The organism is Enterobacter sp. SLBN-59 (assembly GCF_024807915.1).
In the GTDB taxonomy this organism is placed as follows: Bacteria; Pseudomonadota; Gammaproteobacteria; order Enterobacterales; family Enterobacteriaceae; genus Enterobacter; species Enterobacter asburiae_B.
The window spans coordinates 1,584,620-1,608,641 of the sequence record NZ_JANUFI010000001.1 but is presented as its reverse complement, the minus strand read 5'-3'; the positions used below and the strand labels follow the sequence as shown (position 1 = coordinate 1,608,641).

At 56.2% G+C, this 24,022-nt stretch carries 22 protein-coding genes; 7 read left to right on the top strand and 15 right to left on the bottom strand.

The window, feature by feature from the left end; genetic code table 11:
• Positions 1 to 3: 3 nt before the first annotated feature.
• From M2422_RS07605 to cecR, 4 genes are read right to left on the bottom strand one after another with little or no spacing between them, the layout of a single operon-like run.
• Positions 4 to 1,137 carry an ABC transporter permease gene (locus M2422_RS07605; RefSeq protein ID WP_045142921.1) on the bottom strand — a complete coding sequence of 378 codons (1,134 nt, stop codon included), beginning with the start codon at positions 1,135 to 1,137 and terminating at the stop codon, positions 4 to 6.
• Entirely contained in the window at positions 1,127 to 2,866 is a 1,740-nt protein-coding gene (locus tag M2422_RS07600) for an ATP-binding cassette domain-containing protein (RefSeq protein ID WP_064672130.1), read from the bottom strand. Before M2422_RS07600 ends, M2422_RS07605 begins: the two co-directional genes overlap by 11 nt.
• Entirely contained in the window at positions 2,859 to 3,854 is a 996-nt protein-coding gene (gene hlyD, locus M2422_RS07595) for a secretion protein HlyD (RefSeq protein WP_064672131.1), read from the bottom strand. Before hlyD ends, M2422_RS07600 begins: the two co-directional genes overlap by 8 nt.
• Positions 3,851 to 4,528 carry a transcriptional regulator CecR gene (cecR, locus tag M2422_RS07590; RefSeq protein ID WP_064672132.1) on the bottom strand — a complete coding sequence of 226 codons (678 nt, stop codon included), beginning with the start codon at positions 4,526 to 4,528 and terminating at the stop codon, positions 3,851 to 3,853. Before cecR ends, hlyD begins: the two co-directional genes overlap by 4 nt.
• Positions 4,529 to 4,735: 207 nt before the next feature.
• On the opposite strand from cecR, the gene rhlE reads away from it, so the two are divergent.
• The 3 genes from rhlE to ybiB all read left to right on the top strand — a co-directional run bounded on the left by rhlE (position 4,736) and on the right by ybiB (position 9,700).
• Positions 4,736 to 6,121, top strand: coding sequence for an ATP-dependent RNA helicase RhlE (gene rhlE / locus M2422_RS07585; RefSeq protein WP_259140352.1), 1,386 nt, complete (start codon positions 4,736 to 4,738; stop codon positions 6,119 to 6,121).
• A 97-nt stretch (positions 6,122 to 6,218) separates the two neighbouring features.
• The gene (gene dinG / locus M2422_RS07580) at positions 6,219 to 8,384 is read left to right on the top strand and encodes an ATP-dependent DNA helicase DinG (protein WP_064672133.1); all 2,166 of its coding nucleotides are present in this window, start codon (positions 6,219 to 6,221) and stop codon (positions 8,382 to 8,384) included.
• A 353-nt stretch (positions 8,385 to 8,737) separates the two neighbouring features.
• Entirely contained in the window at positions 8,738 to 9,700 is a 963-nt protein-coding gene (gene ybiB, locus M2422_RS07575; RefSeq protein ID WP_048979628.1) for a DNA-binding protein YbiB, read from the top strand.
• A gap of 116 nt (positions 9,701 to 9,816) precedes the next feature.
• On the opposite strand, the gene ybiJ is transcribed toward ybiB, so the two are convergent.
• The 3 genes from ybiJ to mcbA form a co-directional block, all read right to left on the bottom strand.
• Positions 9,817 to 10,077 (bottom strand): DUF1471 family protein YbiJ, encoded by a 261-nt coding sequence (gene ybiJ / locus M2422_RS07570; protein ID WP_023310874.1) that lies wholly within the window; start codon positions 10,075 to 10,077, stop codon positions 9,817 to 9,819.
• 285 nt (positions 10,078 to 10,362) lie between these two features.
• Positions 10,363 to 10,629, bottom strand: coding sequence for a DksA/TraR family C4-type zinc finger protein (locus M2422_RS07565; RefSeq protein ID WP_058841682.1), 267 nt, complete (start codon positions 10,627 to 10,629; stop codon positions 10,363 to 10,365).
• Between the two features lie 122 nt (positions 10,630 to 10,751).
• On the bottom strand, positions 10,752 to 11,018 hold the full coding sequence (gene mcbA, locus M2422_RS07560; protein ID WP_032661263.1) for a DUF1471 family periplasmic protein McbA: 267 nt from the start codon (positions 11,016 to 11,018) through the stop codon (positions 10,752 to 10,754).
• 243 nt (positions 11,019 to 11,261) lie between these two features.
• Here mcbA and rlmF point away from each other — a divergent pair, with 243 nt between their 5' ends.
• Positions 11,262 to 12,173 carry a 23S rRNA (adenine(1618)-N(6))-methyltransferase RlmF gene (gene rlmF, locus M2422_RS07555; protein ID WP_064672135.1) on the top strand — a complete coding sequence of 304 codons (912 nt, stop codon included), beginning with the start codon at positions 11,262 to 11,264 and terminating at the stop codon, positions 12,171 to 12,173.
• Between the two features lie 48 nt (positions 12,174 to 12,221).
• On the opposite strand, the gene ybiO is transcribed toward rlmF, so the two are convergent.
• The 6 genes from ybiO to rhtA all read right to left on the bottom strand — a co-directional run bounded on the left by ybiO (position 12,222) and on the right by rhtA (position 18,819).
• The gene (gene ybiO, locus M2422_RS07550; protein ID WP_064672136.1) at positions 12,222 to 14,435 is read right to left on the bottom strand and encodes a mechanosensitive channel protein; all 2,214 of its coding nucleotides are present in this window, start codon (positions 14,433 to 14,435) and stop codon (positions 12,222 to 12,224) included.
• A 124-nt stretch (positions 14,436 to 14,559) separates the two neighbouring features.
• Entirely contained in the window at positions 14,560 to 15,282 is a 723-nt protein-coding gene (glnQ, locus tag M2422_RS07545) for a glutamine ABC transporter ATP-binding protein GlnQ (RefSeq protein WP_032641580.1), read from the bottom strand.
• Entirely contained in the window at positions 15,279 to 15,938 is a 660-nt protein-coding gene (gene glnP, locus M2422_RS07540; RefSeq protein ID WP_003858462.1) for a glutamine ABC transporter permease GlnP, read from the bottom strand. The genes glnQ and glnP overlap by 4 nt, the downstream gene beginning before the upstream one ends.
• A gap of 84 nt (positions 15,939 to 16,022) precedes the next feature.
• Positions 16,023 to 16,766 carry a glutamine ABC transporter substrate-binding protein GlnH gene (glnH, locus tag M2422_RS07535; RefSeq protein ID WP_023310880.1) on the bottom strand — a complete coding sequence of 248 codons (744 nt, stop codon included), beginning with the start codon at positions 16,764 to 16,766 and terminating at the stop codon, positions 16,023 to 16,025.
• A 362-nt stretch (positions 16,767 to 17,128) separates the two neighbouring features.
• Positions 17,129 to 17,632 carry a DNA starvation/stationary phase protection protein Dps gene (gene dps / locus M2422_RS07530; protein ID WP_010428924.1) on the bottom strand — a complete coding sequence of 168 codons (504 nt, stop codon included), beginning with the start codon at positions 17,630 to 17,632 and terminating at the stop codon, positions 17,129 to 17,131.
• 299 nt (positions 17,633 to 17,931) lie between these two features.
• On the bottom strand, positions 17,932 to 18,819 hold the full coding sequence (gene rhtA, locus M2422_RS07525; protein ID WP_023334998.1) for a threonine/homoserine exporter RhtA: 888 nt from the start codon (positions 18,817 to 18,819) through the stop codon (positions 17,932 to 17,934).
• A gap of 354 nt (positions 18,820 to 19,173) precedes the next feature.
• Here rhtA and ompX point away from each other — a divergent pair, with 354 nt between their 5' ends.
• On the top strand, positions 19,174 to 19,692 hold the full coding sequence (gene ompX, locus M2422_RS07520) for an outer membrane protein OmpX (protein WP_023310884.1): 519 nt from the start codon (positions 19,174 to 19,176) through the stop codon (positions 19,690 to 19,692).
• A gap of 526 nt (positions 19,693 to 20,218) precedes the next feature.
• Here ompX and M2422_RS07515 read toward each other — a convergent pair.
• A complete protein-coding gene (locus M2422_RS07515) occupies positions 20,219 to 21,802 on the bottom strand; it encodes a phosphoethanolamine transferase (protein ID WP_064672137.1) in 1,584 nt (527 codons plus the stop codon).
• A 283-nt stretch (positions 21,803 to 22,085) separates the two neighbouring features.
• A complete protein-coding gene (gene mntS, locus M2422_RS07510) occupies positions 22,086 to 22,214 on the bottom strand; it encodes a manganase accumulation protein MntS (RefSeq protein ID WP_014831181.1) in 129 nt (42 codons plus the stop codon).
• Between the two features lie 183 nt (positions 22,215 to 22,397).
• On the opposite strand from mntS, the gene mntR reads away from it, so the two are divergent.
• Together mntR and M2422_RS07500 are read left to right on the top strand one after the other, a co-directional pair.
• A complete protein-coding gene (gene mntR, locus M2422_RS07505) occupies positions 22,398 to 22,871 on the top strand; it encodes a manganese-binding transcriptional regulator MntR (RefSeq protein ID WP_023310887.1) in 474 nt (157 codons plus the stop codon).
• The gene (locus tag M2422_RS07500; protein WP_048976792.1) at positions 22,868 to 23,977 is read left to right on the top strand and encodes an anion transporter; all 1,110 of its coding nucleotides are present in this window, start codon (positions 22,868 to 22,870) and stop codon (positions 23,975 to 23,977) included. Before mntR ends, M2422_RS07500 begins: the two co-directional genes overlap by 4 nt.
• The last annotated feature ends 45 nt before the right edge of the window (positions 23,978 to 24,022 follow it).

Here is a 24,022-nt window from a genome sequence, read left to right as displayed (position 1 = left end):
TCCTTAATCCAGTCGCCGTTTGGTTTTCATCCACGTCAACCCAATGAACATCGCCGCTGACGCCATTAAAAACAGCGTGTTGACGATCAGCACCACCGGAATATTCCCCGCCAGGAACAGGCTTTGCAGCGTGCTCACAAAGTAACGCGCCGGAATAACATAGGTCACGGCGCGGATCACCGCAGGCATACTGTCTATCTGGAAGATAAACCCGGACAGCATAATCGACGGTAAAAAGGCGGCGTTGAGGGCCACCTGCGCGGCGTTGAACTGGTTGCGGGTGATGGTGGAGATGAGCAGCCCCATGCCCAGCGTGCTGAGTAAAAACAGGCTGGTGATAAAAAACAGCACCACCAGCGAGCCGCGATACGGCACGCCGAGGATAAAGACTGAGACAAGCATACAGAGCAGCATCGCCAGCATGCCGAGGAAATAGTAGGGGATGAGCTTGCACAGCAGTAGCTCGACGCGCGTCACTTCGGTAGAGAGCAGCGCCTCCATGGTCCCGCGCTCCCACTCGCGGGCGATCACCAGCGAGGTCAGGATCGCGCCAATCACCGTCATGATAATCGTCACCGCGCCCGGAATAATAAAGTGCTGGCTGATGGCGGCGGGGTTAAACCAGTAGCGCGTCTGCACGTCGATCAGCGGTTTAAATTCTTCACCCCGGTCCTCCGCGCGCTGCATCTGCCACAGCTGCCAGATCCCCTCCGCGTAGCCCTGTACAAAGTTTGCGGTGTTTGGCTCGCTGCCGTCGGTAATCACCTGGATCGGCGCGTCGGTATTCGCCCGCGCCATATTGGCGGCGAAATCCACCGGAATGACGATCAGGCCGCGAATTTTCCCGGCCTGCATTTTCTGGATCAACTCCTGCCTGTTATCGCTGATAGTGGCGTCAATGTAGGGCGATCCGGTCATGGCGTGAGTAAAGTCCAGCGCATCCTCACTCTGCTGCTCCAGCAATATCCCGACCCGCAGCTTGCTGGAGTCCAGGTTAATGCCGTAGCCAAAGATAAACAGCAGCAGCAGGGGGATGACTACCGCAATCAGCCAACTGCTGGGGTCACGCACGATCTGCCGCGTCTCTTTAATGCACAGCGCGCGCACCCTGCGCCAGGAAATGGCATTACTGCGCATGGGCATTCTCCTTATCCCAGTCGTGGATGAGGGTGATAAACGCCTGCTCCATGGTCGGATCCGGAACCTCATCGTCGGCGGCCTGGTTTTTCAGGTCGTCCGGGGTACCGTGGGCAATCAGCTTGCCGCGATACACCAGCCCGATGCGGTCACAGTACTCCGCCTCGTCCATGAAGTGGGTGGTCACCATCACGGTCACGCCTTTTTCCACCATGCTGTTGATGTGCAGCCAGAACTCACGGCGGGTAATGGGGTCAACGCCTGATGTCGGCTCATCAAGAAACAGAATATCCGGCTCGTGCATCAGCGAGCAGGCCAGCGCCAGCCGCTGCTTAAAGCCGAGTGGCAGCTCGTCGGTGGCGTGGGAGGCAATGTTGGTTAAGGCGAAGGCGTCGCTCATGCGGCGGATTTTCTCGTTCTGTGCCCGCCCGCGCAGGCCGTACACGCCGGAGAAAAAGCGCAGATTCTGCTCGACCGTCAGGTTGCCGTACAGGGAAAACTTCTGCGCCATATACCCGAGATGCTGGCGCGCCTTGCCGGAGCTGACCTTAAGGTCCATATCCAGCACCAGCGCCTTGCCGGACGTCGGCACCAGCAGGCCGCACATCATCTTAAAGGTGGTCGATTTTCCCGCGCCGTTCGGTCCGAGCAGGCCAAAAATTTCCCCCCGCTTCACCGCAAAGTTGACGTTGTCGGTGGCGGCGAAATCCCCGAACTTTTTGGTGAGGGATTTGGCTTCAATCACCGTTTCGCCCGGCGTGCCTTCCACCGTATGCAAAATGGCGGCAAGCGGCGACTCTGAGGTACCCGCGCCGCCCAGCAGGTCGATAAACGCGTCCTCAAAGCGCGGCGCGGTCTCTTCCATCTCGATCTCAGGCATGCCGGGCGCCTGGCGAATATCGTCGACGGTGGCCTCTTTTTTGAGGATCACACGTACCGAGCGGCCCTGGATCATCCCGTCGCTGACCTGCGGCAGCCTGAGCACCCGCTGCAGCAGCCTGCGGTTAGACTCCTGCGGGCTGTGCAGCAGGAAGCTGCGCCCGGCCATGCTCTGCGTCAGCGTCGTCGGCTCGCCCTGATAAAGCAGTTCGCCTTCGTTCATCAGCAGCACGTCCCGGCACTGTTCCGCTTCGTCGAGGTAGGAGGTGCTCCAGAGGATCAGCATCCCGTCGCCCGCCAGCTCGTGCACCATCTGCCACAGTTCGCGGCGCGAAATGGGGTCTACGCCGACGCCGGGCTCGTCCAGCAGCAGCACTTTCGGCTCGCCGACCAGCGTGCAGGCCAGCCCCAGCTTCTGCTTCATCCCGCCGGATAGCTTGCCCGCCAGCCGGTCGGTGAACGGGCCGAGGGAGGTAAACTCCAGCAGGCGCGCGAAGGTTTTCTGCCGCGTTTCGCCGGTGACGCTGCGCAGGTCGGCGTACAGGTTCAGGTTTTCCATCACCGTCAGGTCTTCATACAGGCCAAACTTCTGCGGCATATAGCCGAGCATGGCGTGAAGGGCTCCGTCATCCTCGATCGGGTCAAGGCCGAGCACGCTGGCGCTTCCTTCATCCGGCTTGAGCAACCCCGCCAGCATCCGCATCAGCGTGGTTTTCCCCGCGCCGTCCGGACCGACCAGCCCGGTCACATAGCCTTTCCGGATGGTGCAGTTCAGCGGTGCGACGGCCGGTTTGTCCATTCCCGCGAAGCGTTTAACCAGATTGTTGAGCTGAATAACCGCGTCATTCATGTCGTTCCCCGTTGTTCACTTTTACGGTGACGGGCATGCCCTGACGCAGCGCGTCGTCCGCATCGGTCACGATGATGCGCAGGCGATACACGAGGTCGGTACGCAGGTCCGGTGTTTCAACGGTTTTCGGCGTGAATTCGGCAGTAGGGGAGACAAAGCCCACTTTGCCGTGATACGGCTTGTCCGGGCGACCGTCGGTATAGAGCAGCAGCTCGCGGCCCGGCTGCATCTGGCCGAGGTTCGGCTCGTCAATGTAGGCGCGCACCCACACCGGGCGGGTCAGGGAGAGCGTCAAGACGGTGCTGCCGGCGCTGAGCATGCTGCCCGGCTCCACGGCGCGGGTCATCAGCGTGCCGTCAGACGGCGCGATTAAGGTGGTGTCGTGCAGATCCAGCTCTGCCTGCGCCAGCTGTGCCTGCGCCTGTTCAAGGCTGGCTTTCGCCTGGGCAATATCCTGCGCGCGGTTACCGGTGCGGTACTGGCTTAACTTATCCTGCGCGGACTTCAGCGTGGCCTGCGCCTGGTCGCGGGACGAGCGTGCATTTTCCAGATCGTTGGCGGAAATGGTGCGGCTTTTCCACAGCCCCTGTTGGCGCGCGTAGAAGTTCTGCGCGTAGTCATAGGCGGCCTGCGCCTGTTTGACCGCAGCGGCGGCCTGGGCGATCTCTTCGTCGCGATAGCCTGCCAGCATCAGGTCATACTGCGCCTGAGCGACGGACACGCCCGCTTTGGCCTGCATCAGCGCATTCTCATAGGGCGCTTTATCCAGCATCCCCAGCGTCTGCCCGGTTTTAATGGCATCGCCTTCGTCCACGTTCAGCGAGGCGAGACGTCCACCGACGCGGAAGCTCATATTCACCGTGCGAATATCCACGTTACCGTACAGCGTCAGGCCTTTATCCTGATGGCTCTGGTACCACAGCCATCCACCGACTCCGGCGGCAAGCAAAACAACAACCACCAGAATGATGGCGACAGGTTTTTTCATGACTTCAGGCTCCTTTGCGTTAAGCCTTGCAGGATCAGATCGACGTGACAGGCGATCACCTTGCTAATCTGCGCGGCTTTATCCTCATCAAATTGTGTCCAGCCGGTGCGTAACAGGATGGTTTCCCTGCCCAGACGGAAGGCAAGAATTTCACCCAGCAGGGCGTGGGTATGCAAAATTGTCTCGGTATCACTGGCGTCCCGCCCGGTATAGGCGGCGATCAGCCGGGTCAGGTGCGAGTGCATTGGCTCAATCACCCGATCGTGTACCCGCTGGTAGGCGACGGTCGGGGAGAGCTGCTCCCGGGAGATAAACTTGCTCAGGTTGAGCGTATCGTCGTGCGTGAGCAGACGGATCATATCGTGGCAGGCATTGAGAATAAGCTGGCGAACGGCGGCGCGATCGGGCGACGGCTGGCCGAGCAGCGCGGTGGCTTCCTCAACGTGCGGGTGAAACTGCGTGCCGATAAAATCGGCGATCCACTCGGCGCAGGCGAGGTATAAATCCTCTTTTGAGCCAAAATAGTAGGTAATCGCCGCAATGTTCTGCCCGGCCAGCGCGGCAATATCGCGCGTGGTGGCATGCAGCCCGTACTCACCAAACTGCGCCAGCGCGGCGGCGATAAGCTGATTTTTGGCCTGTTCACCTTTGGTTGTTGTGGGGGTCGTATTCATGGCGGCATTAAGAATTAATCAATCGATTGATTAAGATTATGCCTGATTCACGCTAACGTCGAGGGAACGCTGAGGGATATTTTATGCGCCACGTCACAAAAGCTGCTACACTCCGCTCCTTCGCGACATTGTGGTTTTTGTCCTCCCCTATTCGTTATATCTCCCTGAAAACTACACCTGTGATGGTCGGGGCGGTTCGGAGTTTTTATGTCTTTTGATTCCCTTGGCCTGAACCCGGAAATTCTGCGCGCGATCGCAGAGCAGGGCTACGTTGAGCCAACCCCAATCCAGCAGCAGGCGATCCCCGCCGTTCTTCAGGGCCGTGACCTGATGGCGAGCGCCCAGACCGGTACCGGCAAAACCGCGGGCTTTACCCTGCCGCTGCTGGAACTGCTGGTAAAAAACCAGCCGCACGCCAAAGGCCGTCGTCCTGTCCGCGCCCTGATCCTTACCCCAACCCGCGAGCTGGCGGCGCAGATTGGTGAGAACGTGCGTGACTATAGCCGCTATCTCAACATTCGTTCGCTGGTGGTTTTCGGCGGGGTAAGCATCAACCCGCAGATGATGAAGCTGCGCAGCGGCGTCGACGTTCTGGTTGCGACTCCAGGTCGCCTGCTGGATCTGGAGCACCAGAATGCGGTGAAGCTGGACCAGGTTGAAATTCTGGTGCTGGACGAAGCCGACCGCATGCTCGACATGGGCTTTATCCACGATATTCGTCGCGTGCTGGCCAAGCTGCCCGCGCGTCGTCAGAACCTGCTCTTCTCCGCGACCTTCTCCGACGAGATCAAGGCGCTGGCGGAAAAGCTGCTGCATAACCCGCTGGAAGTGGAAGTGGCGCGCCGCAACACCGCCTCCGAGCAGGTGACGCAGCACGTTCACTTTGTGGATAAAAAGCGCAAGCGGGAAATGCTCTCCCAGATGATCGGCCAGGGCAACTGGCAGCAGGTGCTGGTCTTTACCCGCACCAAGCACGGCGCCAACCACCTGGCGGAACAGCTGAACAAAGACGGCATTCGCAGTGCGGCGATCCACGGCAACAAGAGCCAGGGCGCGCGTACCCGTGCGCTGGCTGAGTTCAAATCCGGCGACATCCGCGTGCTGGTGGCGACCGACATCGCCGCCCGTGGCCTCGACATTGAAGAGCTGCCGCACGTGGTGAACTACGAGCTGCCAAACGTGCCGGAAGATTACGTTCACCGTATCGGCCGTACCGGCCGCGCGGCGGCAACCGGTGAAGCGCTCTCTCTGGTCTGCGTGGACGAGCACAAGCTGCTGCGCGACATCGAGCGCCTCCTGAAGAAAGAGATCCCGCGCATCGAAACCCCGGGTTACGAAGTGGATCCGTCGATCAAAGCCGAGCCGATTCAGAACGGTCGTCAGGGCGGCGGTGGACGTGGTCAGGGCGGCGGCGGTCGCGGTCAGCAGCCGCGTCGTGCCGAAGGCGGCGCGCCGAAATCATCCGGCAAACCGACGCGTCGTAACAACGACAGCAAACCGGCGGGTGAAAACCCGTGGCGCAGCGGCGAAGGGAAACCGGCAGGAGAAGGGCAGCGTCGACGCCGCCCGCGCAAGCCTGCTAACCCGCAGTAATCTGGAAGCCCGGTCGTAAAGCCGGGCTTTTCTTTTTGCGGCAGCGAAGAGAAAGTGCCACAATAGTGGCTGTTTATACAGTATTTCAGGTTTTCCAATGGCTTTAACCGCTGCGCTCAAGGCGCAAATTGGCGCATGGTATAAGGCGCTACAGCAGCAGATCCCCGACTTTATCCCCCGAGCGCCGCAGCGGCAGATGATTGCTGACGTGGCAAAAACGCTCGCCGGGGACGACGGGCGACATCTGGCGATTGAAGCCCCAACCGGCGTCGGGAAAACCTTGTCGTATCTTATTCCCGGCATCGCGATTGCGCGGGAAGAGGACAAAACGCTGGTGGTCAGCACCGCCAACGTGGCGCTGCAGGACCAGATCTTCAGCAAAGATTTGCCCCTGCTGCGCAAAATCATCCCCGATCTGCGGTTTACGGCAGCCTTTGGGCGCGGGCGTTATGTATGCCCGCGCAACCTGGCGGCGCTGGCCAGCAGCGAGCCGAATCAGCAGGATCTGCTCGCGTTTCTGGATGACGAGCTAACGCCAAACAATAAGGCCGAGCAGGAGCAGTGTGCAAAACTCAAAGTCGAGCTCGACGGCTATAAGTGGGACGGCCTGCGGGATCACACCAGCCAGGCCATCAGCGACGACCTGTGGCGCAGGCTCAGCACCGACAAAGCCAGCTGCCTGAACCGCAACTGCCACTACTACCGCGAATGCCCATTCTTTGTCGCCCGGCGCGAAATTCAGGAGGCGGAGGTGGTTGTGGCAAACCACGCGCTGGTGATGGCGGCGCTCGAGAGCGAAGCGGTGCTGCCGGAGCCGAAAAACCTGCTGCTGGTGCTTGATGAAGGACACCATCTGCCGGACGTGGCGCGCGACGCGCTGGAGATGAGCGCGGAAATTACCGCTCCGTGGTTCCGCCTGCAGCTGGATCTCTTCTGTAAGCTTGTCGCCACCTGCATGGAGCAGTTCCGCCCGAAAACCACGCCGCCGCTGGCGGTTCCGGAGCGGCTGAGCGACCACTGTGAAGAGGTCTATAGCCTCATTTCATCCCTGAACAACATCCTGAATCTTTATCTTCCGGCAACCCAGGAAGCCGAACACCGCTTTGCGATGGGTGAGCTACCGGAAGAGGTGATGGAGATCTGCCAGCAGCTGGCGAAACATCTGGAAAAGCTGCGCGGGCTGGCGGAGATGTTCTTAAACGATCTCAGCGAGAAAACCGGCTCGCATGACGTGGTGCGTCTGCACCGCGTTCTGCTGCAGATGAACCGCGCGCTGGGGATGTTCGAAGCGCAGAGCAAGCTCTGGCGGCTGGCCTCGATGGCGCAGGCGTCCGGCGCGCCGGTCACCAAATGGGCTACCCGCGAAGTGCGGGACGGGCAGGTGCACCTCTTTTTCCACTGCGTGGGCATCCGCGTGGCCGATCAGCTGGAAAAGCTGATCTGGCGCAGCGTGCCGCACGTGGTTGTCACCTCTGCCACGCTGCGTTCCCTGAACAGCTTCTCAAGGCTGCAGGAGATGAGCGGGCTAAAAGAGAAAGCGGGCGACCGTTTCGTGGCGCTGGACTCGCCGTTTAACCACTGCGAGCAGGGAAAGCTGGTCATTCCGCGCATGAAATTCGAGCCGCTCATCGACAACGAAGAGCAGCACATCGCGGAAATGGCGGCCTACTTCCGCGAGCAGGTCGAGAGTAAAAAGTACCCCGGTATGCTGGTGCTGTTTGCCAGCGGGCGGGCGATGCAGCGTTTCCTCGAACACGTCACCGATCTGCGTTTACTCCTGCTGGTGCAAGGGGATCAGCCGCGCTACCGGCTGGTGGAAACCCACCGTAAGCGCATTGATAACGGCGAGCGCAGCGTGCTGGTGGGGTTGCAGTCGTTTGCTGAAGGTCTGGATTTGAAAGGCGACTACCTGACGCAGGTGCATATCCATAAAATCGCCTTCCCGCCTATCGACAGCCCGGTGGTGATTACCGAGGGGGAGTGGCTGAAAAGCCTCAACCGCTATCCGTTTGAGGTGCAGAGTTTGCCTGCGGCGTCGTTTAACCTGATTCAGCAGGTCGGGCGCTTGATTCGTAGCCACGGCTGCTGGGGCGAGGTGGTGATTTATGACAAACGTCTGCTCACCAAAAATTACGGCCAACGGCTCCTGAACGCGCTGCCGATCTTCCCGATCGAACAGCCGGAAGTGCCCGAGGTAAAAAAACCGCCGGTCAAACTGACCGCAGGGCGCAAGAAAAGCCTCCGTGCTAAGGGGCGCAGATAAAGGCCGATCCAGACATCGCGGGGCCTGTGGTAACTGCGGTCCTCGTTTGGATATAGCGTACGCCGAACCCCAGAGCGCTAACCACCGTGCAATGGATTTGCTGAGACGATGTATACGCGATGACAGGCTGCCTTGCCTGGATATCTCATCGTGACCCTTAATGACTTTCCACTCTTTATTTAGACAAATAATGAAGCGTCAAGAATCTACTGTAGAAATCGCAACTAGCTGGAATAAGTCCAGCATGTCTTTTTTGTCATAAAAACAGAACCTTGATTCTGGAGAAAAAACTAACCTCCGGATATTCAACAGGGCTATATTGTTAACAAGATGATTTTTTCAGGAGTGATGCCGTGGATTATCGCAAGATTATCAAAGAGGTAGGCAGAGGCAAAAACCACGCCCGCGATCTGGACCATGAAACCGCGCGTGCGCTTTATACCCGCATGCTTAACGGCGAGGTACCGGAGCTGGAGCTGGGCGGTATTCTTATTGCGCTGCGTATCAAAGGCGAAGGTGAAGCGGAGATGCGCGGTTTCTATGATGCCATGCAGGCGCAAACGCTGCGCTTAACGCCGCCGGTGGCTAAACCGATGCCGATTGTGATCCCGAGCTATAACGGCGCGCGCAAGCAGGCAAATTTAACCCCGCTGCTCGCTATCCTGTTACACAAGCTGGGGTTCCCGGTGGTGGTGCACGGCGTTAGCGAAGATCCCACCCGCGTGCTGACGGAGACCATTTTCGGGATGCTGGGCATCGAGCCAACGCGTCATGCCGGCCAGGCGCAGGCGAAGCTGGATGGCCATCAGCCTGTTTATATCCCGGTCGGCACGCTCTGCCCGCCGCTGGAAAAGCAGCTCGATATGCGCTGGCGCATGGGCGTGCGCAACAGCGCGCACACGCTGGCGAAACTGGCCACGCCGTTTGGCGAAGATGCCGCCCTGCGTCTCTCCAGCGTTTCGCACCCGGAATACGTGGCGCGCGTGGGGCAGTTCTTTGAGGCTATTGGCGCAAGGGCGTTGCTGATGCACGGCACGGAGGGCGAGGTTTATGCGAACCCGCAGCGCTGCCCGCAGGTGATGCTGATTGATTCTGCAGGCACGCGCGCCATTCTTGAGCGCGGGGAAGAGAATACCGGTGTGATACTGCCTGAGGCAAAAGATCCGCATACTACAGCCCACTGGATTGAGCAGTGCCTTGCCGGAAATGTTCCTGTTCCGCATTCGATCAAGCTGCAGATGGCCTGCTGTTTGCTGGCTACCGGAGAAGTGGAATCCGTTCAGGCCGGGCTTGAACGCGTGGCGCAGGCGTTTTAGACAAAAAAAAGCCCGTCCAGTGGCGGACGGGCAAGCAAGGGTAACAACAACAGGGTCAATGAGGGTGGAGCAGCTCACCAGAGGGTATGGCGAGGGTACAGCATTCATTCAGTCGATTATTTGTAGATAACCGCGGTACCGCTCAGCTTGTTATTGCCGTTAGCGGAGGTAATGGTGTATCCGCTTGCACCGGCAGCAGCGGCTTTCTCAGCCAGTTTGGCTTCCAGACCGTCCAGCGTGGTGGCGCCATCAGCACTGACCACACCAACTTTGTTCATGTTCTGTGCCTGAGTAGAAGAGACAGGCTCTACGGCGAAAGCGCCGAAAGACAGAGCGGACAGGGCAACAGCAGCTACAGCATATTTGATGGTTTTCATAATTAATCTCTCGCAGGTGTTTCTGTTAAGGGGACGATGTTCCGTCGATGTGATAAGTATCACGGTTTTTTACGAGAGATAAAATCGAAGAGAATTGACGTGGTTGCTCAAAAAAATTGAATGACAAATAACTTATTGAATATTAATAAATTCAAAGTGCCGCTTTACACTTCTTGTGGATGCGCTTTACAGAAGCAATACGAAGGGCACGTTTTGCTACGCGTCTGGCTAAAAACCGTGAGCGTAAAGGAACGTGCGGGCTCGGTTAGCCTGGGTAAAGTAAAGTCAACGCAACTGGCTGTCTTTCGAACCTCTGCGATTATATCCTGAGTGCAATGATTTTTTTGAATCTTTATGCTGCTGACACGTAATGCAAAGCCGCACGCCGGGGATGGCTTTTCGACGCGCCTCCGGAATGGGTTCTCCGCATTCTTCGCATTCCGTTAAGCTTTCGCCGCGCGGAATTTCACCGCGGGCACGCGCAACCGCATCTTCAATTGTACTGTTGATCTGTTCGTTAACAGCGTCGTCATTTGCCCAGCCGGAAGCCATAGCGTCCTCCTGAAATCGGTTTAGGCCATACGTTTACTATGGGGTTAAAAAATGAACAATCAAGGCGAAGGGAGAAGAGAACTGCACCCGTTGGGCAGATGCAGTCTTGTGGAAGAGACAGCTTATTTATAAATGGTCGCAGTGCCGTACATATGGTTATCTCCGCCAGCGGAGTTCACCACGAATCCTTTTGCACCTTCCTGACGGGCTTTTTCGGCGAGCTTAGCCTGCAGATCGTCAAGGTTGCTGGCACGGCTTACCGAAACGGTGCCTGCAGGACGTAGCTGGCTCGTATCGGTACTCTGGGTGAGTGACTGAACGGCCATGGCAGAGAAGGACGCGGTCGCGAGGGCGGCTGCGATAACAGCAAGGGTCAGGTACTTTTTCATAATCACATCCTCATGAGGAAACAACAGGTGATTCCCTTTAAGTTTAGAAGCCTGACGAGTGTGACTTAGCGCAAATATTTGATGATGATCTGCTTATTTTTTGAACGATATAAATTGACAATTCGCTGACGGATCATAGACATAAAGGTGTTTGATTTATGGCGGTTTTTAGAGCGTCGCAGAGAAAGATTTACCGTTGAGCCAGCAAAGGGTATCTTACGCCGCTGTTTAAAGGAGAATGCCATGACTGCCCAAAAGCCGGGATTGCACCCGCGAAATCGCCACCGCAGCCGCTACGACATGAACGCGCTATGCCTGAGCTGCCCGTCGCTGCAGGACTATCTTGTTCAGACCCCAGCGGGTGAGCCCTCGGTTAACTTTGCCGACCCGCAGGCGGTTAAAATGCTGAACAAAGCCCTGCTGGCGCATTTTTACGGTGTGGCTCACTGGGATATTCCGGAAGGCTTTCTCTGTCCACCCGTGCCGGGCCGAGCGGATTACGTTCATCACCTTGCCGACCTTCTTGCCGAAGGCAATGAGGGTGTCGTTCCACAGCAGGCCACCATTCTGGATATTGGCACCGGGGCGAATCTGATTTACCCGCTGATCGGCGCGCATGAATATCAGTGGCGCTTTACCGGAAGCGAAATCGGTGACGAGGCCTTTGCCAGCGCTCAGGCGATTATCAGCGCTAACCCGGGATTAAGCCGCGCTATTCGCCTGCGTCGTCAGAAAGACGCGGCGTCGATATTCAACGGCATTATTCACAAAAACGAAAGCTATGACGCCACGATGTGCAACCCGCCGTTCCATGATTCGGCGGCATCGGCCCGTGCGGGCAGCGAGCGCAAGCGCCGTAACCTGGGTCAGGCTGAAGATGCCGCGCTGAACTTCGGCGGACAGCAGCAGGAGCTCTGGTGTGACGGGGGCGAAGTGGCGTTTATCCTGCGCATGATTGCGGAAAGTAAACAGTTTGGCCGTCAGGTGAAGTGGTTCACGACGCTGGTTTCCCGCGGGGATAACCTGCCGCCGCTCTACCGCGCGCTGACCGAAGCGGGCGCCGTAAAAGTGGTGAAAAAAGAGATGGCGCAGGGCCAGAAACAGAGCCGCTTTATCGCCTGGACGTTTATGGACAACAACAAACGTCGCAAATAGCACCCTGTCATAGGCCGGGTAAGGCGAAGCCGCCCCCCGGCAACCAGGTTACAGCGTCGGCTCCTGCGGCGGGAGCGGCGATGCGGGCGGCGGCAATACCTGATACGTCTGCACGGGCATCCGCACGTTCGCCATATCGAAGTGTTTTTTCACCATGCTGTCGAGGGCAAAGCGCACCGTCCACTGCTTCAGCGGCTGGGTGGTGAACGACACGCGCAGGGTAAACGCCGTGTTCGTCAGCCCGACGATGCCGGCAAATGACGGCTCTCCGATCACCAGCCCGCGAATATCCTCCATCTGCATCAGTTCTTCTACCGCATCGCGCAGCGCCTGCTTCGCTTTATCTGCATCCTCGTGGCGATCCACATCATAGTTCGCCACAACGGAACCAATCCCGCGCACAAAGTTGGCGAAGGTGGTGATCGAAGACCAGGGGATGATGTGGTAGGCCCCGGTGTCCTGACGCACGCCAACCGAACGGATGGACATCCTCTCCACGGTGCCGGTTAACGGTCCTATGGTCACCAGATCGCCCGTGTTCATCCCGTTCTCAAACTGAATGAAGATGCCGGTAATAATATCCTTCACCAGCGTTTGTGAGCCGAAGGAGATGGCCAGCCCCAGGGCACCGGCACCCGCCAGCAGCGGGGCAATATTCACGCCGATTTCTGACAGCACGATCATGATGGTGATGGTGCTGATAATCACCGCCAGCGCGTTGCGGAACAGGGTTAACAGCGTTCTTGCCCGCGCGCTGGGCAGGGGTCTGCCGTGAATATCCGATACCAGGCGGTTCTCAATAAGGCTCGCCAGCAGCGTCCAGCCGACGGCGGAGAAGAAGAGAATCAGCGCGATGCGAATCAGGATGTCGACCGTTTTTTCACCCGCACCGTTGTGCAGCCAGTTCCAGAAATCAAACAGGCTCCACGCATTCAGAAGCAGCATAATCGCCACGCAGACGGTGAGAATGCGCGCCACTTTGAGCGATACCGACATCCAGCCGTTTACCCGCTTTTGCAGTTCCGGGTAATTACGCTGCACCTGCGGCGACAGGGTGATGGTTTTCGAGATCCATCGCGACAGCAGCCCCGACACAAAGGCCGCGATGCCGATAATGGCCAGGCTTTTGAACGTCGCCCCCATCATAAATTTCAGGCTATTGCCCGGGTCAAACAGCGAGAAGAAGCACAGCACGATGAAGTAAGCGCTTGCCAGCCAGTGCCACACCAGAGCGAACGCGCGAATAAAGAGGCTAAAGAACGAGAGGGAGCGATCGGCCAGATTCAGCAGGCTTTGGGTAATGGTTTTTTTATTGTGGAAGATCAGATACAGCGACCAGACGGTAATGCAGATCATGATTAGGACGTTTGCCAGCGCGCCAAACTGGACGTTCACCTGGTTGGAGATGATCGGCACGGCAACCAGCAGGCCGTAGCCAATCAGCCCGCTGAGCACGCTCAGACGCAGCGCCCAGTACTTCGCGCTCGCATCCCGAATGGAGAAAGGCCGCAGCTCCGGCACGTGCGGACAAAAGAGTAACCGCAGCAGCGCCTTGAAGAACTCAATCAGGGCAAAGGCATTCAGGAAAAGCGACTGCTGGAAGGCGATGGTTTTGTTGCCTGCATTCAGCCTGTCGGCCAGCATCTGGCCTAAAAACAGCGTCAACGCCAGCAGCAGTAAATCGATGATAAACGCTGAGGCTATCATCAACGGCAGGTGCAGCCAGCTGCTTTTATGCTGATTCTTCCTGCGTCCCCATTGCCCCATTTTGCGGTAAAGCGGCCACGCGCACAGGCGCACCAGCCAGTAAAAAAGAAATACCGCACCCGCCAGCATCAGGAACTGCGTGGCGGCGGCGGTAAACGTTTGCGGGTTAAACGGCTTGTGCGGTGAGCCAATCAGGTTGCGGTACAGCTGAGCGAAGCGTGATGAGAGCGCTTCCCCATAGTGGCGGCTCACGTCGGTGACATTTTCCAGCACCGTTTTTTGCTCCTCAACCTGCGGAGGGGTGAGGGTTGGCACCGACTCCTGCGGCGGCGTGGCGGCGGCTTTGCGCAGCTGGCCAATGAGCTCCTGCCGGGAGGTATCGTTTTCAAGGACGTCGGCAAGCGCACCGTAGGCGGCTTTTTTCTGTTCAACATCGGGTTCCGGAGGCGGCGTATTTTGCTGGGTCGCAGGGGTTCCGGTGGTGACGCCGGGGATCGCGACGGCGAACGAAGGCGCACTAAACAGGCTAATCAACAGCAGCAGGATCCACGGCACGGCGCCCTCCGGTGAAAATGTCGAACAAAATGATAAGTATAGAAGTCGAGACGAGGAGGGGGATTTTTGGGAACAATCTGGCGTAAAAAAGCCGGGCAAGCCCGGCTTAGCGTAATGCGATGGATCAGGAGACGTGCTGCAGGAACTCCTGCAAACGCTGGCTCGGCGGGTTCGCAATCAGCTCCTGCGGGTTACCGTCTTCCGCGATACGGCCTTTATCAATAAAGATCAGGCGGGACGCCACTTTCTCGGCAAAGCCGATTTCGTGGGTTACGATAACCATCGTCATCCCTTCTTCCGCCAGATCCTGCATGACTTTCAGCACCTCGTGGCGCAGCTCCGGGTCGAGTGCGGACGTAGGCTCATCAAACAGCATCATTTTCGGTTTGACCGCCAGGGCGCGGGCAATCGCCACACGCTGCTGTTGACCGCCGGAGAGCTCGGAAGGGAAGTGGTGCGCACGTTCTGCCAGGCCGACTTTCGCCAGCAGATCTTTTGCCAGCGCTTCCGCCGCCGCTTTGCTGGCACCGCGCACGCGCAGCGGGCCAAACATCACGTTTTCCAGCGCCGTGAGGTGCGGGAACAGGTAGAACTGCTGGAACACCATGCCCGCTTCCTGACGAATCAGACGGTCGTCCACTTTCGGGTCGTTCACTTTCAGGCCGTCGACGATCAGATCGCCGCTGGTGATCTCTTCCAGCTTGTTGATGCAGCGCAGCAGGGTGGATTTACCGGAGCCGGATGGCCCAATAATCACCACCACTTCACCCTGTTTGATATTCAGATCGATATTGTGCAGCACCTGGGTTGGGCCAAAGTGCTTGGAAACGTTTTTAAATTCAATCACAGGATTTTCATCCTTCTTTCAAGACGACGCAGAACGAAGCTCAGAACCAGAGTAATGATCAGGTAGACAACGGCTACCGCACTCCAGATTTCCAGCGCGCGGAAGTTGCCAGCTATGATCTCCTGCCCCTGACGGGTCAGCTCTGCCACGCCGATAACAATGAACAGCGAGGTATCTTTAATGCTGATGATCCACTGGTTACCGAGCGGCGGCAGCATGCGACGCAGCGCCAGCGGCAGAATAACGTGGCGGATCGTTTCGCGACGAGAAAGACCTAGCGCCAGACCGGCTTCACTGAAACCTTTATGAATCGACAGCACCGCACCGCGGGTGATTTCCGCAATGTAGGCGCCTGAGTTGATCATAATGGTGACGACGGCTGCGCTGAACGGGTCGATGCGCAGGTCGGTGAACGCCATAGGCAGGGCGAAGTAGATGAACATGACCTGCACGACAATAGGCGTGCCGCGGATCACTTCGATGAAAACCAGTGCGATGTGGTTTGCGATCCAGCCGCCGTAGGTGCGGGCGAAACCGGCGACAAGACCGATAATCAACCCACCAACCAGACCCAGGACCGAAATCCACAGGGTCATTTTAGCGCCTTCAAGCAAGAGTGGAATGGCAGGCCAGATGGCGCTCCAGTCAAACTGCATGATAATTTCCTGTTACTGTTACCGTGTTTCAAAAATAGCAGGGGCGAAAGGTCGCCCCCGAGTGAACGTCATTTTTACGTCTTATTATTTAGGCTCGGTACCGAACCATTTTTTGTAGATTTCGTTATAGGTGCCGTTCTCTTTCAGCGTTTTCAGCGCGCCGTTAACTTTCGTGCGCAGGTCGTCGCTGCCTTTCGGGAACGCGATACCGTACTGCTGTGCTTCCAGAGACTCGCCAACGGCTTTGAACTTGCCGTTACCGGCTGTCTTAATGAAGTACAGGATGTTAGGCGTGTCGTGCAGAACAGCGTCAGCACGGTTGGTGCCGAGTTCCATGTACGCGTTGTCGATGTTCGGGAACTGACGCAGGTCTTTGGTTTTGATATTTGCTTTCGCGTAATCAACAGAACCGGTGCCGCTCTTCACTGCCACCACTTTGCCGTCGAGATCTTTCACGCTTTTTACGTCGTTATTATCGGCTTTGACCATGACCAGCAGGCCGCTTTTGTAGTAGCCGTCAGAGAAGTCGATCGCTTTTTTACGTTCATCGGTAATGGTGATGCCTGCCAGTGCCAGATCAACGTTTTTGGTTTGCAGTGCCGGGATGATGCCGCTGAAGTCCATAGGCTTCAGGGTGTAATCCAGCTTGAGTTCTTTTGCGACAGCGGCCCACAGATCCACATCAAAACCAACGTATTTATCACCCTGTTTGAATTCAAACGGAACGAACGCCGTGTCGGTCGCCACAACCAGTTTGTCGGCAGCCTGAGAGGACACTGCAAAAGCCAGGGTAAGTGCAGCCAGTGAAACTTTTAATACAGACTTCATAGCATTTCCTTTTATATCCACGGGGCGATCCCCTGCGAGAACAGGTGGCACAATGAAAAAATCGTGCCAACTTTACAAGCTATTGTTTTGCAAAGGGGATGATGTCATGCATTGCACAATAAATGGGGCAATGAGGCTTTATTGCACCAAAGTGGAGCACCGTTTTGGTGCGCTTCGTTTGGCTCAACTGACGGGGAGATATTTAGCGTAAATTCTGACGAAAAAACAATCTTCCGTTAACGGTTGTGTGAGGTGATTATTACATTTCGTTCACTTTTGCAGGTGTGCAGACAAAAACTGTGCACCATAGATGTGCAAAACCCTCACCGGAGGGCGAGGGTTTGATAGAAAATTCGTATGAATTATTCGATGTTAGATTCGATAAACCACAGGAATTGGTCCAGGTCGCGGGAGGCGGCAGTGAAAATGTCTGCGGTATCTTCGTCTTTGGCTTCGCCGATCGCTTTGCGCACGTCATTGGCCACAATCGCGTAGCGGTCCGCCAGCTCTTTCAGGTGATCCTGAACGGTATGGATATCCAGCGGATAACTCTTCAGTGGCGTTTTGCTGTTGATCACCTGCGTGGTACCCAGCGCCACGCCGCCTAACTGAACGGCACGTTCAGCCATCGTATCGAGGTGGGTCACCAGTGCTGTGCGGAAGCCATCCAGCATTTCATGAACGGCAATAAAGTTTGCACCGCGCATATTCCAGTGGGCCTGTTTGGTGATCAGCGAAAGATCGATGAACTGGATCACCTGGCGATTCAGCAACTCAATGGTCGCCTTTTTGTCGCTATCCGATACATCGTTACGGGTATAAAGCAGATTAGACGCTTTCGTTTTCACCAGTTTAGCGGTACTCATAATCTCATATCCTCTTGATGTTTATGTCCCAGGTAATTACGGAACTAAGTATAGCACCGGATTTTTTCTCTGCGGTTTGGCTGTGCCTATCGGTTTAATAGCGAGAAGTGGCTTTTGAATTTAATTCATTGAAATGAATGGGTAATTTTAAAATTGATACAGATCAATCTTAATTGCTGGATAGGGATGTAAACGCAGAGGGATATTTCGAAAATAGAACAAAGTGTGTAAGAAATTATAACGTATGTCTTTCTGGCCTTTATTCTGCATGGCGTGGAAGCCATGCAGAATATATGGCCTTAGCTGATATCCACTTTCTCAACTTTAGGTTCCGGGCGCATGGTGAGCGTCGAGCCCATTGATGCCGCGATAATCGAGCAGAGCGCCAGCGTCTGGGTCAATGTCAGGGTTTCGCCGAGAAACACCATTCCGGAAATGGCGGCTAGCGCAGGCTCCATGCTCATCAGGGTGCCAAATATACGCGTCGGCAGACGCGTAAGGGCAATCATCTCCAGAGAGTAGGGGAGTGCGGTAGAGAGAATCGCGACCGCCAGCCCGATGGGCATGACGGACCATTGCCAGATAGATTCGGTCGCCTGCGCCATGCCGATAGGCACGAAGACGATGGCTGCGATCAGGGAACCTAACGCGACGGTCGCCGGACCGTGCTCTTCTCCTGCACGCTGGCCCGTAAGTATATAGACGGCCCAGCAGGCGCCAGCACCCAGCGCCAGGGCTGCGCCCGTCAGATCAATCTCAGCGACGCTCTGGCCCAGCGGCAGCAGGAACCATAAGCCCAGAACGGCTAACACGACCCAGATAAAATCGACCGGACGTCGCGAGGAGAAAAGCGCCACCGCCAGCGGGCCGGTAAACTCCAGCGCGACGGCGATCCCCAGCGGTATCGTCTGAATAGAGAGGTAGAACAGATAGTTCATTGCCCCGAGGGAAAGTCCATAAAACAGCAGGGGTAAACGCTGCTCCTTTTTGAAGCGCAGACGCCAGGGTTTGAAAATGACCACCAGTATCGCCGTGCCCAGCACGATACGCAGGGCAGTCACGCCTGGCGCACCTACCAGCGGGAAAAGTGATTTTGCCAGCGAAGCACCGCTTTGAATGGATAACATGGCAATAAGTATGACTGCCACCGGCAACCAGACCGACGACGTGCGGGATAACCCAGGCATCCTTTCTCCTGTCAGCTTATGTCAAATGAGGTAAAGGTTGCAGTGTAAAGGAAATAAGCGGCAACGGTTGAGGCGCTGTTGAAAAAAAACCGTGTCAAATCCGTAAAATGGTTAAGCGCTGGTGGATTTATCGCCTGATAGATTAGGAATAATCTGGATGAATGTAACGGCGCGTACGCGCAATATGCGCATTTAGTAGTGAAAATTGCATGTGATTTGAAAGAGATAGCTGATGCTGGAAACGTTCTGTTACAGGAAAGGTTTCATTAGACATCACGAATCACAAAGAGTTTCGCAAATTTTTTTGATATATTTAAAACTTACGGACTTACTTGAAGCACATTTGAGGTGGTTATGAAAAAAATTGCATGTCTTTCAGCACTGGCCGCTGTACTGGCTGTTTCCGCAGGTACCGCTGTAGCTGCTACTTCTACTGTTACTGGTGGTTACGCTCAGAGCGACTATCAGGGCGTGATGAACAAAGCTAACGGTTTCAACCTGAAGTATCGCTACGAGCAGGATAACAACCCACTGGGCGTGATCGGTTCTTTCACCTATACCGAGAAAGATCGTTCTGAAAACGGCGCATACAACAAAGGCCAGTACTACGGTATCACCGCTGGTCCAGCTTACCGTCTGAATGACTGGGCGAGCATCTACGGTGTTGTAGGTGTTGGCTACGGTAAATTCCAGCAGACTGAAAACCAGAGCGAAAGCCGCACTGCAAGCAACAGCGACTATGGCTTCTCCTATGGCGCAGGCCTGCAGTTCAACCCAATCCAGGACGTTGCTCTGGACTTCTCCTATGAGCAGAGCCGTATCCGCAACGTTGACGTTGGCACCTGGATCGCGGGCGTAGGTTACCGCTTCTAATCACTCCGGTGAGCTAATAAAAAATCCGCCCAATGTGGCGGATTTTTTTTGTCTTTTTCCCTCACCCCGTGGGCTGAGGTATTCCCGGTAATTTTTTTAACCTGAAGCGATGAATGTTGCGTCAGGAAAATGAATGGTTTACAGCGATGCTCTGGTCCGGCTGTAAATCGCCGAAGCGTTTCCGTAAGGCCGGGGCGAGGCGCACGGATGCGCCGAGAGGGCGTGGCCTGCAGGGATGCAGGCTCATGCCCGACCCGATAGCCTGAAGGAATAAGCTGAGGGCACCGCGAAGCGGCGATTTACCGCCGGGAGCCCGGGTCGCCAGGGTGGTGGCGATTGAGCCACCCTGGCACGTTCACAAGCCATGTCGTTAAAGAGTAGCAAGGAACATAAAGTGAACGGAATGACCACAAGAGCCATATGTTCCCCCTCACCCCAGCCCTCTCCCTCAAGGGAGAGGGAGCCGACTGTGCTGATATTATTTTGTGGGGATCCCTCAGCCCACAGGGTGAGGGTAATCAGACCGCTACTTACTCTTAATATCGAAAATATCCGTACCCAGATGGTTGTAGTCAACTTTCTGTAACTTGAAGTTGGTAACGTACACTGGGGGAGCTTTCTTGTTAGAGACAAACGGGTAAGCCGTTTTTATCTGCTCGGCTGTAATCCCCGTCCACTGCGAGAAGAACTGCAGGAAATCATTTGCCGAACGGCGCGCTTTAATCACGCGATGCGTTTTATCGTCGCTCGACAGCACCATAAACGGCACCTGGAAGTTCTGCTGGAACTTGTCATCGTGCGCCAGGTACTGCACCTCTTTACCACGCTCTTTAAACGCCAGCCCGTGATCCGAGAAATAGACCATGGAGAAGCTGTCGCCCGTATTGCGCAGCTGATCGTACAGCTTGCTCAGCAGCTCATCGGTTTGCGTCATGGTGTAGAGATAGCAAGAGGTCTCTTTGGACTGCACGAACTCCGCGTACTTCCCGCCGGTCCGATCGCAGGCCTGCGGGTGCGACCCCATCAGGTGCAGGACGATCAGCTGAGGCTGGGTGCGCGGGGTGGCGAAGACCTGTGCCGTCATTTTCAACAGCGCTTCGTCTTTGGTGTTTTTGTCGGCTTCAAAGTCGCCGTTCTTCAGGAACTGCACTTCGTCGGCACGTTTGGCGATACTGGCGATGGCCGTATCGTATTCGCCAATTTGCCCCTGATTGGAGAACCACCAGGTCTGATAACCCGCGCGGTTTGCCAGGGTGACAAAATTATCCTGATACTGGGGTTTGCCGTCGACGACACGGTTTAGGGTCAGGCCGAGCGATTTCTGCGTCGAGCCGCTGGCCGCGACATAATCGGTAAACAGCGTGCCTTTAACCGAACTGGCAAACGGTGTGTTATCCCAGTGTCCGCCGAAGGCTCCCATGGCATCGCGACGGGCACTTTCGCCAATCACCACCACATAGGTGTGATATTTTGGCTTAACGGCCAGCACGTTCCAGGTGTCTTTCATATTGGAAAGCTCAGCCATGCGCGCCTGCTCGTCGAGAACCTCTTTATTATTGACAACGACGTCCTTCACGAAGCGGAAAACCGGATAGCCGATATTGGTGAGCCTTAGCTTACCGTCCCAGGGAATATTCTGGATGGGGGCGACAAACGCCACGGCAACGCTGAACACCAGACAGAGTATTTCGATCTTACCCCAGGGTTTTTTCTCGCCCGGCTGACGGCGGATGGCGATAACGCCCAGCGCGAAGATAAAGATCCCGACCACGTAGCTGTACCACGGGAAGATCGTCAGGATCTCCGTTGACTCTTCCATATTGGTCGAGTGCAGCGCCAGCAGGGTATTAAAGTTTGGCGCGCCGTAAGCTTGGCCAAACGGGAAATAGAGTGCAGCGACCAGCGAGCAGATCCCGATTAACGCTTTTTGCACGCGCGGTGCGGATCGCCACAGCACATGCAAAACGCAGGTGAACGCCACCGCGTAGAGCAAACTAAAGGGATAACCCAGCGCAAAGTTAATCAGTAATGACTGCAAAAAGTAAAAACCCGTCCACGGGCTTAAGGCCCGGCTGCGGGTCACAACGGTATCTATCAGGGTTACATTCATAGGTCACTATCATGGATGAAAACGCCATGTGCTCACCCTGGCGTCAAGGGTCATAACCTGCCTGACAGTGCGTGGAGAGGGAATGAGGGTCCGCTTCAGCGAGCCGCAAATTGTGCAGGGCTGCAAGAAGATAGTGCGAGCGCTAAAGAATATCAACAGTTGCTAAGCAGATGTTTTGCGAAGGGGACTGCAAATCCGTAAAAAAGATCGGGAATAAGGCGGCTGGAAGCCAGTTTACAGCGAGATTGTGACGGGAAAATGAAGCGGCGTACCGCAACGCCGCTTAGTGGGAAGGTTTGTCGTCCTGATGCGGTTTGTTGTTAAACATATCGCACAGCATGTTCAACAGCATTAAGCGCACTTTAAAGGGAGAGTGGGTAAACACGGTCATGCACCTCTTGAATTCGTTCATAAGACCTCCTGAGTTTTGATCCCTTCGATCCGTGAAGGGTGACTGCATTACATACAGATATAGCACAGGCTATATTGTATAGCTATGGCTATTTCGTTAATTTTTTGTGCTTGCGGAGCTATGGTTTACAATGTGCGCTCTCGAATCCGGGCGCTGGAAGCGTCACCCCACTGAGGAAGTACAATGAACCGTCGCGCAGGTCATCCGACAATGAGGAAAACGACGCAACTGGTGAATGTTGAAGAACATGTCGAAGGTTTTCGCCAGGTCCGTGAAGCGCACCGGCGTGAACTGATTGATGATTATGTTGAACTCATTTCCGATCTGATTCGTGAGGTCGGTGAAGCGCGCCAGGTCGATATGGCCGCCAGGCTGGGGGTTTCACAGCCAACTGTCGCTAAAATGTTAAAACGCCTGGCCTCCGTGGGCTTAATTGAAATGATCCCCTGGCGCGGTGTTTTTCTGACGCCGGAAGGGGAGAAACTCGCGCAGGAGAGCCGCGAGCGCCATCAGCTTGTCGAGAATTTTTTACTGGTGCTGGGCGTCAGCCCGGAGATCGCCCGCCGGGATGCGGAAGGCATGGAACACCACGTCAGCGAAGAGACGCTGGTAAAGTTTCGCGAATTTACCCTTAAATATGGTCCCTCCGCTGAATGAAAATCCCCGGACTGCAGGCCCTGGCACGCGATCGTTTCTTCCATCTCTTATTAATCATTGGCGCAGCGTTAAGCCTCTTTGTGCCGTTTGCGCCACACGCCTGGCCCGCCGCAATTGACTGGCGCACCATCATTACCCTGAGCGGCCTGATGATGCTCACCAAAGGGGTCGAGCTGAGCGGCTATTTTGACGTTCTGGGCCGTAAAATGGTGCGCCGCTTTGCCACCGAGCGCAGGCTGTCCCTGTTTATGGTGTTCTCCGCCGCGGTGCTGTCGACGTTTCTGACCAACGATGTGGCGCTGTTTATCATCGTGCCCCTCACGCTCACGCTGCGTAAGCTTTGCGAGATCCCCGTCAGCCGGCTGATCATCTTTGAAGCGCTGGCCGTCAATGCAGGCTCGCTTCTGACGCCAATCGGCAACCCGCAGAATATCCTTCTGTGGGGACGGTCCGGTCTGTCGTTTGCCGCCTTTACCTGGCAGATGGCCCCTCTGGCGCTGGTGATGATGCTGTCGCTGCTGGCGGTATGCTGGTTCGCGTTTCCGGATAAAAAGCTGCAGTACCACAGCGGCACAACCGGCCCGCAGTGGCAGCCGCGTCTGGTGTGGAGCTGTCTTGGGTTATACATCGTCTTTCTGTTCGCGCTGGAGCTGAAGTATGAGCTGGCGGGCGTCCTGCTCGTTGCCGCGGGGTTTGTCGTCCTGGCGCGTCGCGTGCTGGTGAGCGTGGACTGGACGCTGCTGCTGGTCTTTATGGCGATGTTTATTGATGTGCATCTTCTTATCCAGCTTCCGGTACTGCAGAACGTTCTGCACAGCGTCAGCACGCTGTCTCAGCCGGGACTGTGGCTGACGGCGATTGGCCTGTCGCAGTTTATCAGCAACGTGCCGTCCACCATTCTGCTGCTCAACTATGTTCCGCCCGATACGCTTCTGGCCTGGGCGGTGAACATCGGCGGGTTTGGGCTGCTGCCCGGCTCGCTGGCAAACCTGATTGCGCTGCGCATGGCCAATGACCGTCGTATCTGGTGGCGTTTCCACGTCTGGTCGATTCCGATGCTGGTTTGGGCCGCGGCGATCGGTTTCGGAATATTCCTTCTCATATAGTGCGCAATTTGTCAGTTTTTCCTGGCAAACGTATAGCAACGTCCT

Excerpts from the sequence above, each read along its gene's own strand:
- M2422_RS07605 (WP_045142921.1), bottom strand. The coding sequence starts at position 1,137 with ATGCGCAGTAATGCCATTTCCTGGCGCAGGGTGCGCGCGCTGTGCATT.
- M2422_RS07600 (WP_064672130.1), bottom strand. The coding sequence starts at position 2,866 with ATGAATGACGCGGTTATTCAGCTCAACAATCTGGTTAAACGCTTCGCG.
- hlyD (WP_064672131.1), bottom strand. The coding sequence starts at position 3,854 with ATGAAAAAACCTGTCGCCATCATTCTGGTGGTTGTTGTTTTGCTTGCC.
- cecR (WP_064672132.1), bottom strand. The coding sequence starts at position 4,528 with ATGAATACGACCCCCACAACAACCAAAGGTGAACAGGCCAAAAATCAG.
- rhlE (WP_259140352.1), top strand. The coding sequence starts at position 4,736 with ATGTCTTTTGATTCCCTTGGCCTGAACCCGGAAATTCTGCGCGCGATC.
- dinG (WP_064672133.1), top strand. The coding sequence starts at position 6,219 with ATGGCTTTAACCGCTGCGCTCAAGGCGCAAATTGGCGCATGGTATAAG.
- ybiJ (WP_023310874.1), bottom strand. The coding sequence starts at position 10,077 with ATGAAAACCATCAAATATGCTGTAGCTGCTGTTGCCCTGTCCGCTCTG.
- M2422_RS07565 (WP_058841682.1), bottom strand. The coding sequence starts at position 10,629 with ATGGCTTCCGGCTGGGCAAATGACGACGCTGTTAACGAACAGATCAAC.
- mcbA (WP_032661263.1), bottom strand. The coding sequence starts at position 11,018 with ATGAAAAAGTACCTGACCCTTGCTGTTATCGCAGCCGCCCTCGCGACC.
- rlmF (WP_064672135.1), top strand. The coding sequence starts at position 11,262 with ATGACTGCCCAAAAGCCGGGATTGCACCCGCGAAATCGCCACCGCAGC.
- glnP (WP_003858462.1), bottom strand. The coding sequence starts at position 15,938 with ATGCAGTTTGACTGGAGCGCCATCTGGCCTGCCATTCCACTCTTGCTT.
- glnH (WP_023310880.1), bottom strand. The coding sequence starts at position 16,766 with ATGAAGTCTGTATTAAAAGTTTCACTGGCTGCACTTACCCTGGCTTTT.
- dps (WP_010428924.1), bottom strand. The coding sequence starts at position 17,632 with ATGAGTACCGCTAAACTGGTGAAAACGAAAGCGTCTAATCTGCTTTAT.
- rhtA (WP_023334998.1), bottom strand. The coding sequence starts at position 18,819 with ATGCCTGGGTTATCCCGCACGTCGTCGGTCTGGTTGCCGGTGGCAGTC.
- ompX (WP_023310884.1), top strand. The coding sequence starts at position 19,174 with ATGAAAAAAATTGCATGTCTTTCAGCACTGGCCGCTGTACTGGCTGTT.
- M2422_RS07515 (WP_064672137.1), bottom strand. The coding sequence starts at position 21,802 with ATGAATGTAACCCTGATAGATACCGTTGTGACCCGCAGCCGGGCCTTA.
- mntS (WP_014831181.1), bottom strand. The coding sequence starts at position 22,214 with ATGAACGAATTCAAGAGGTGCATGACCGTGTTTACCCACTCTCCCTTT.
- mntR (WP_023310887.1), top strand. The coding sequence starts at position 22,398 with ATGAACCGTCGCGCAGGTCATCCGACAATGAGGAAAACGACGCAACTG.
- M2422_RS07500 (WP_048976792.1), top strand. The coding sequence starts at position 22,868 with ATGAAAATCCCCGGACTGCAGGCCCTGGCACGCGATCGTTTCTTCCAT.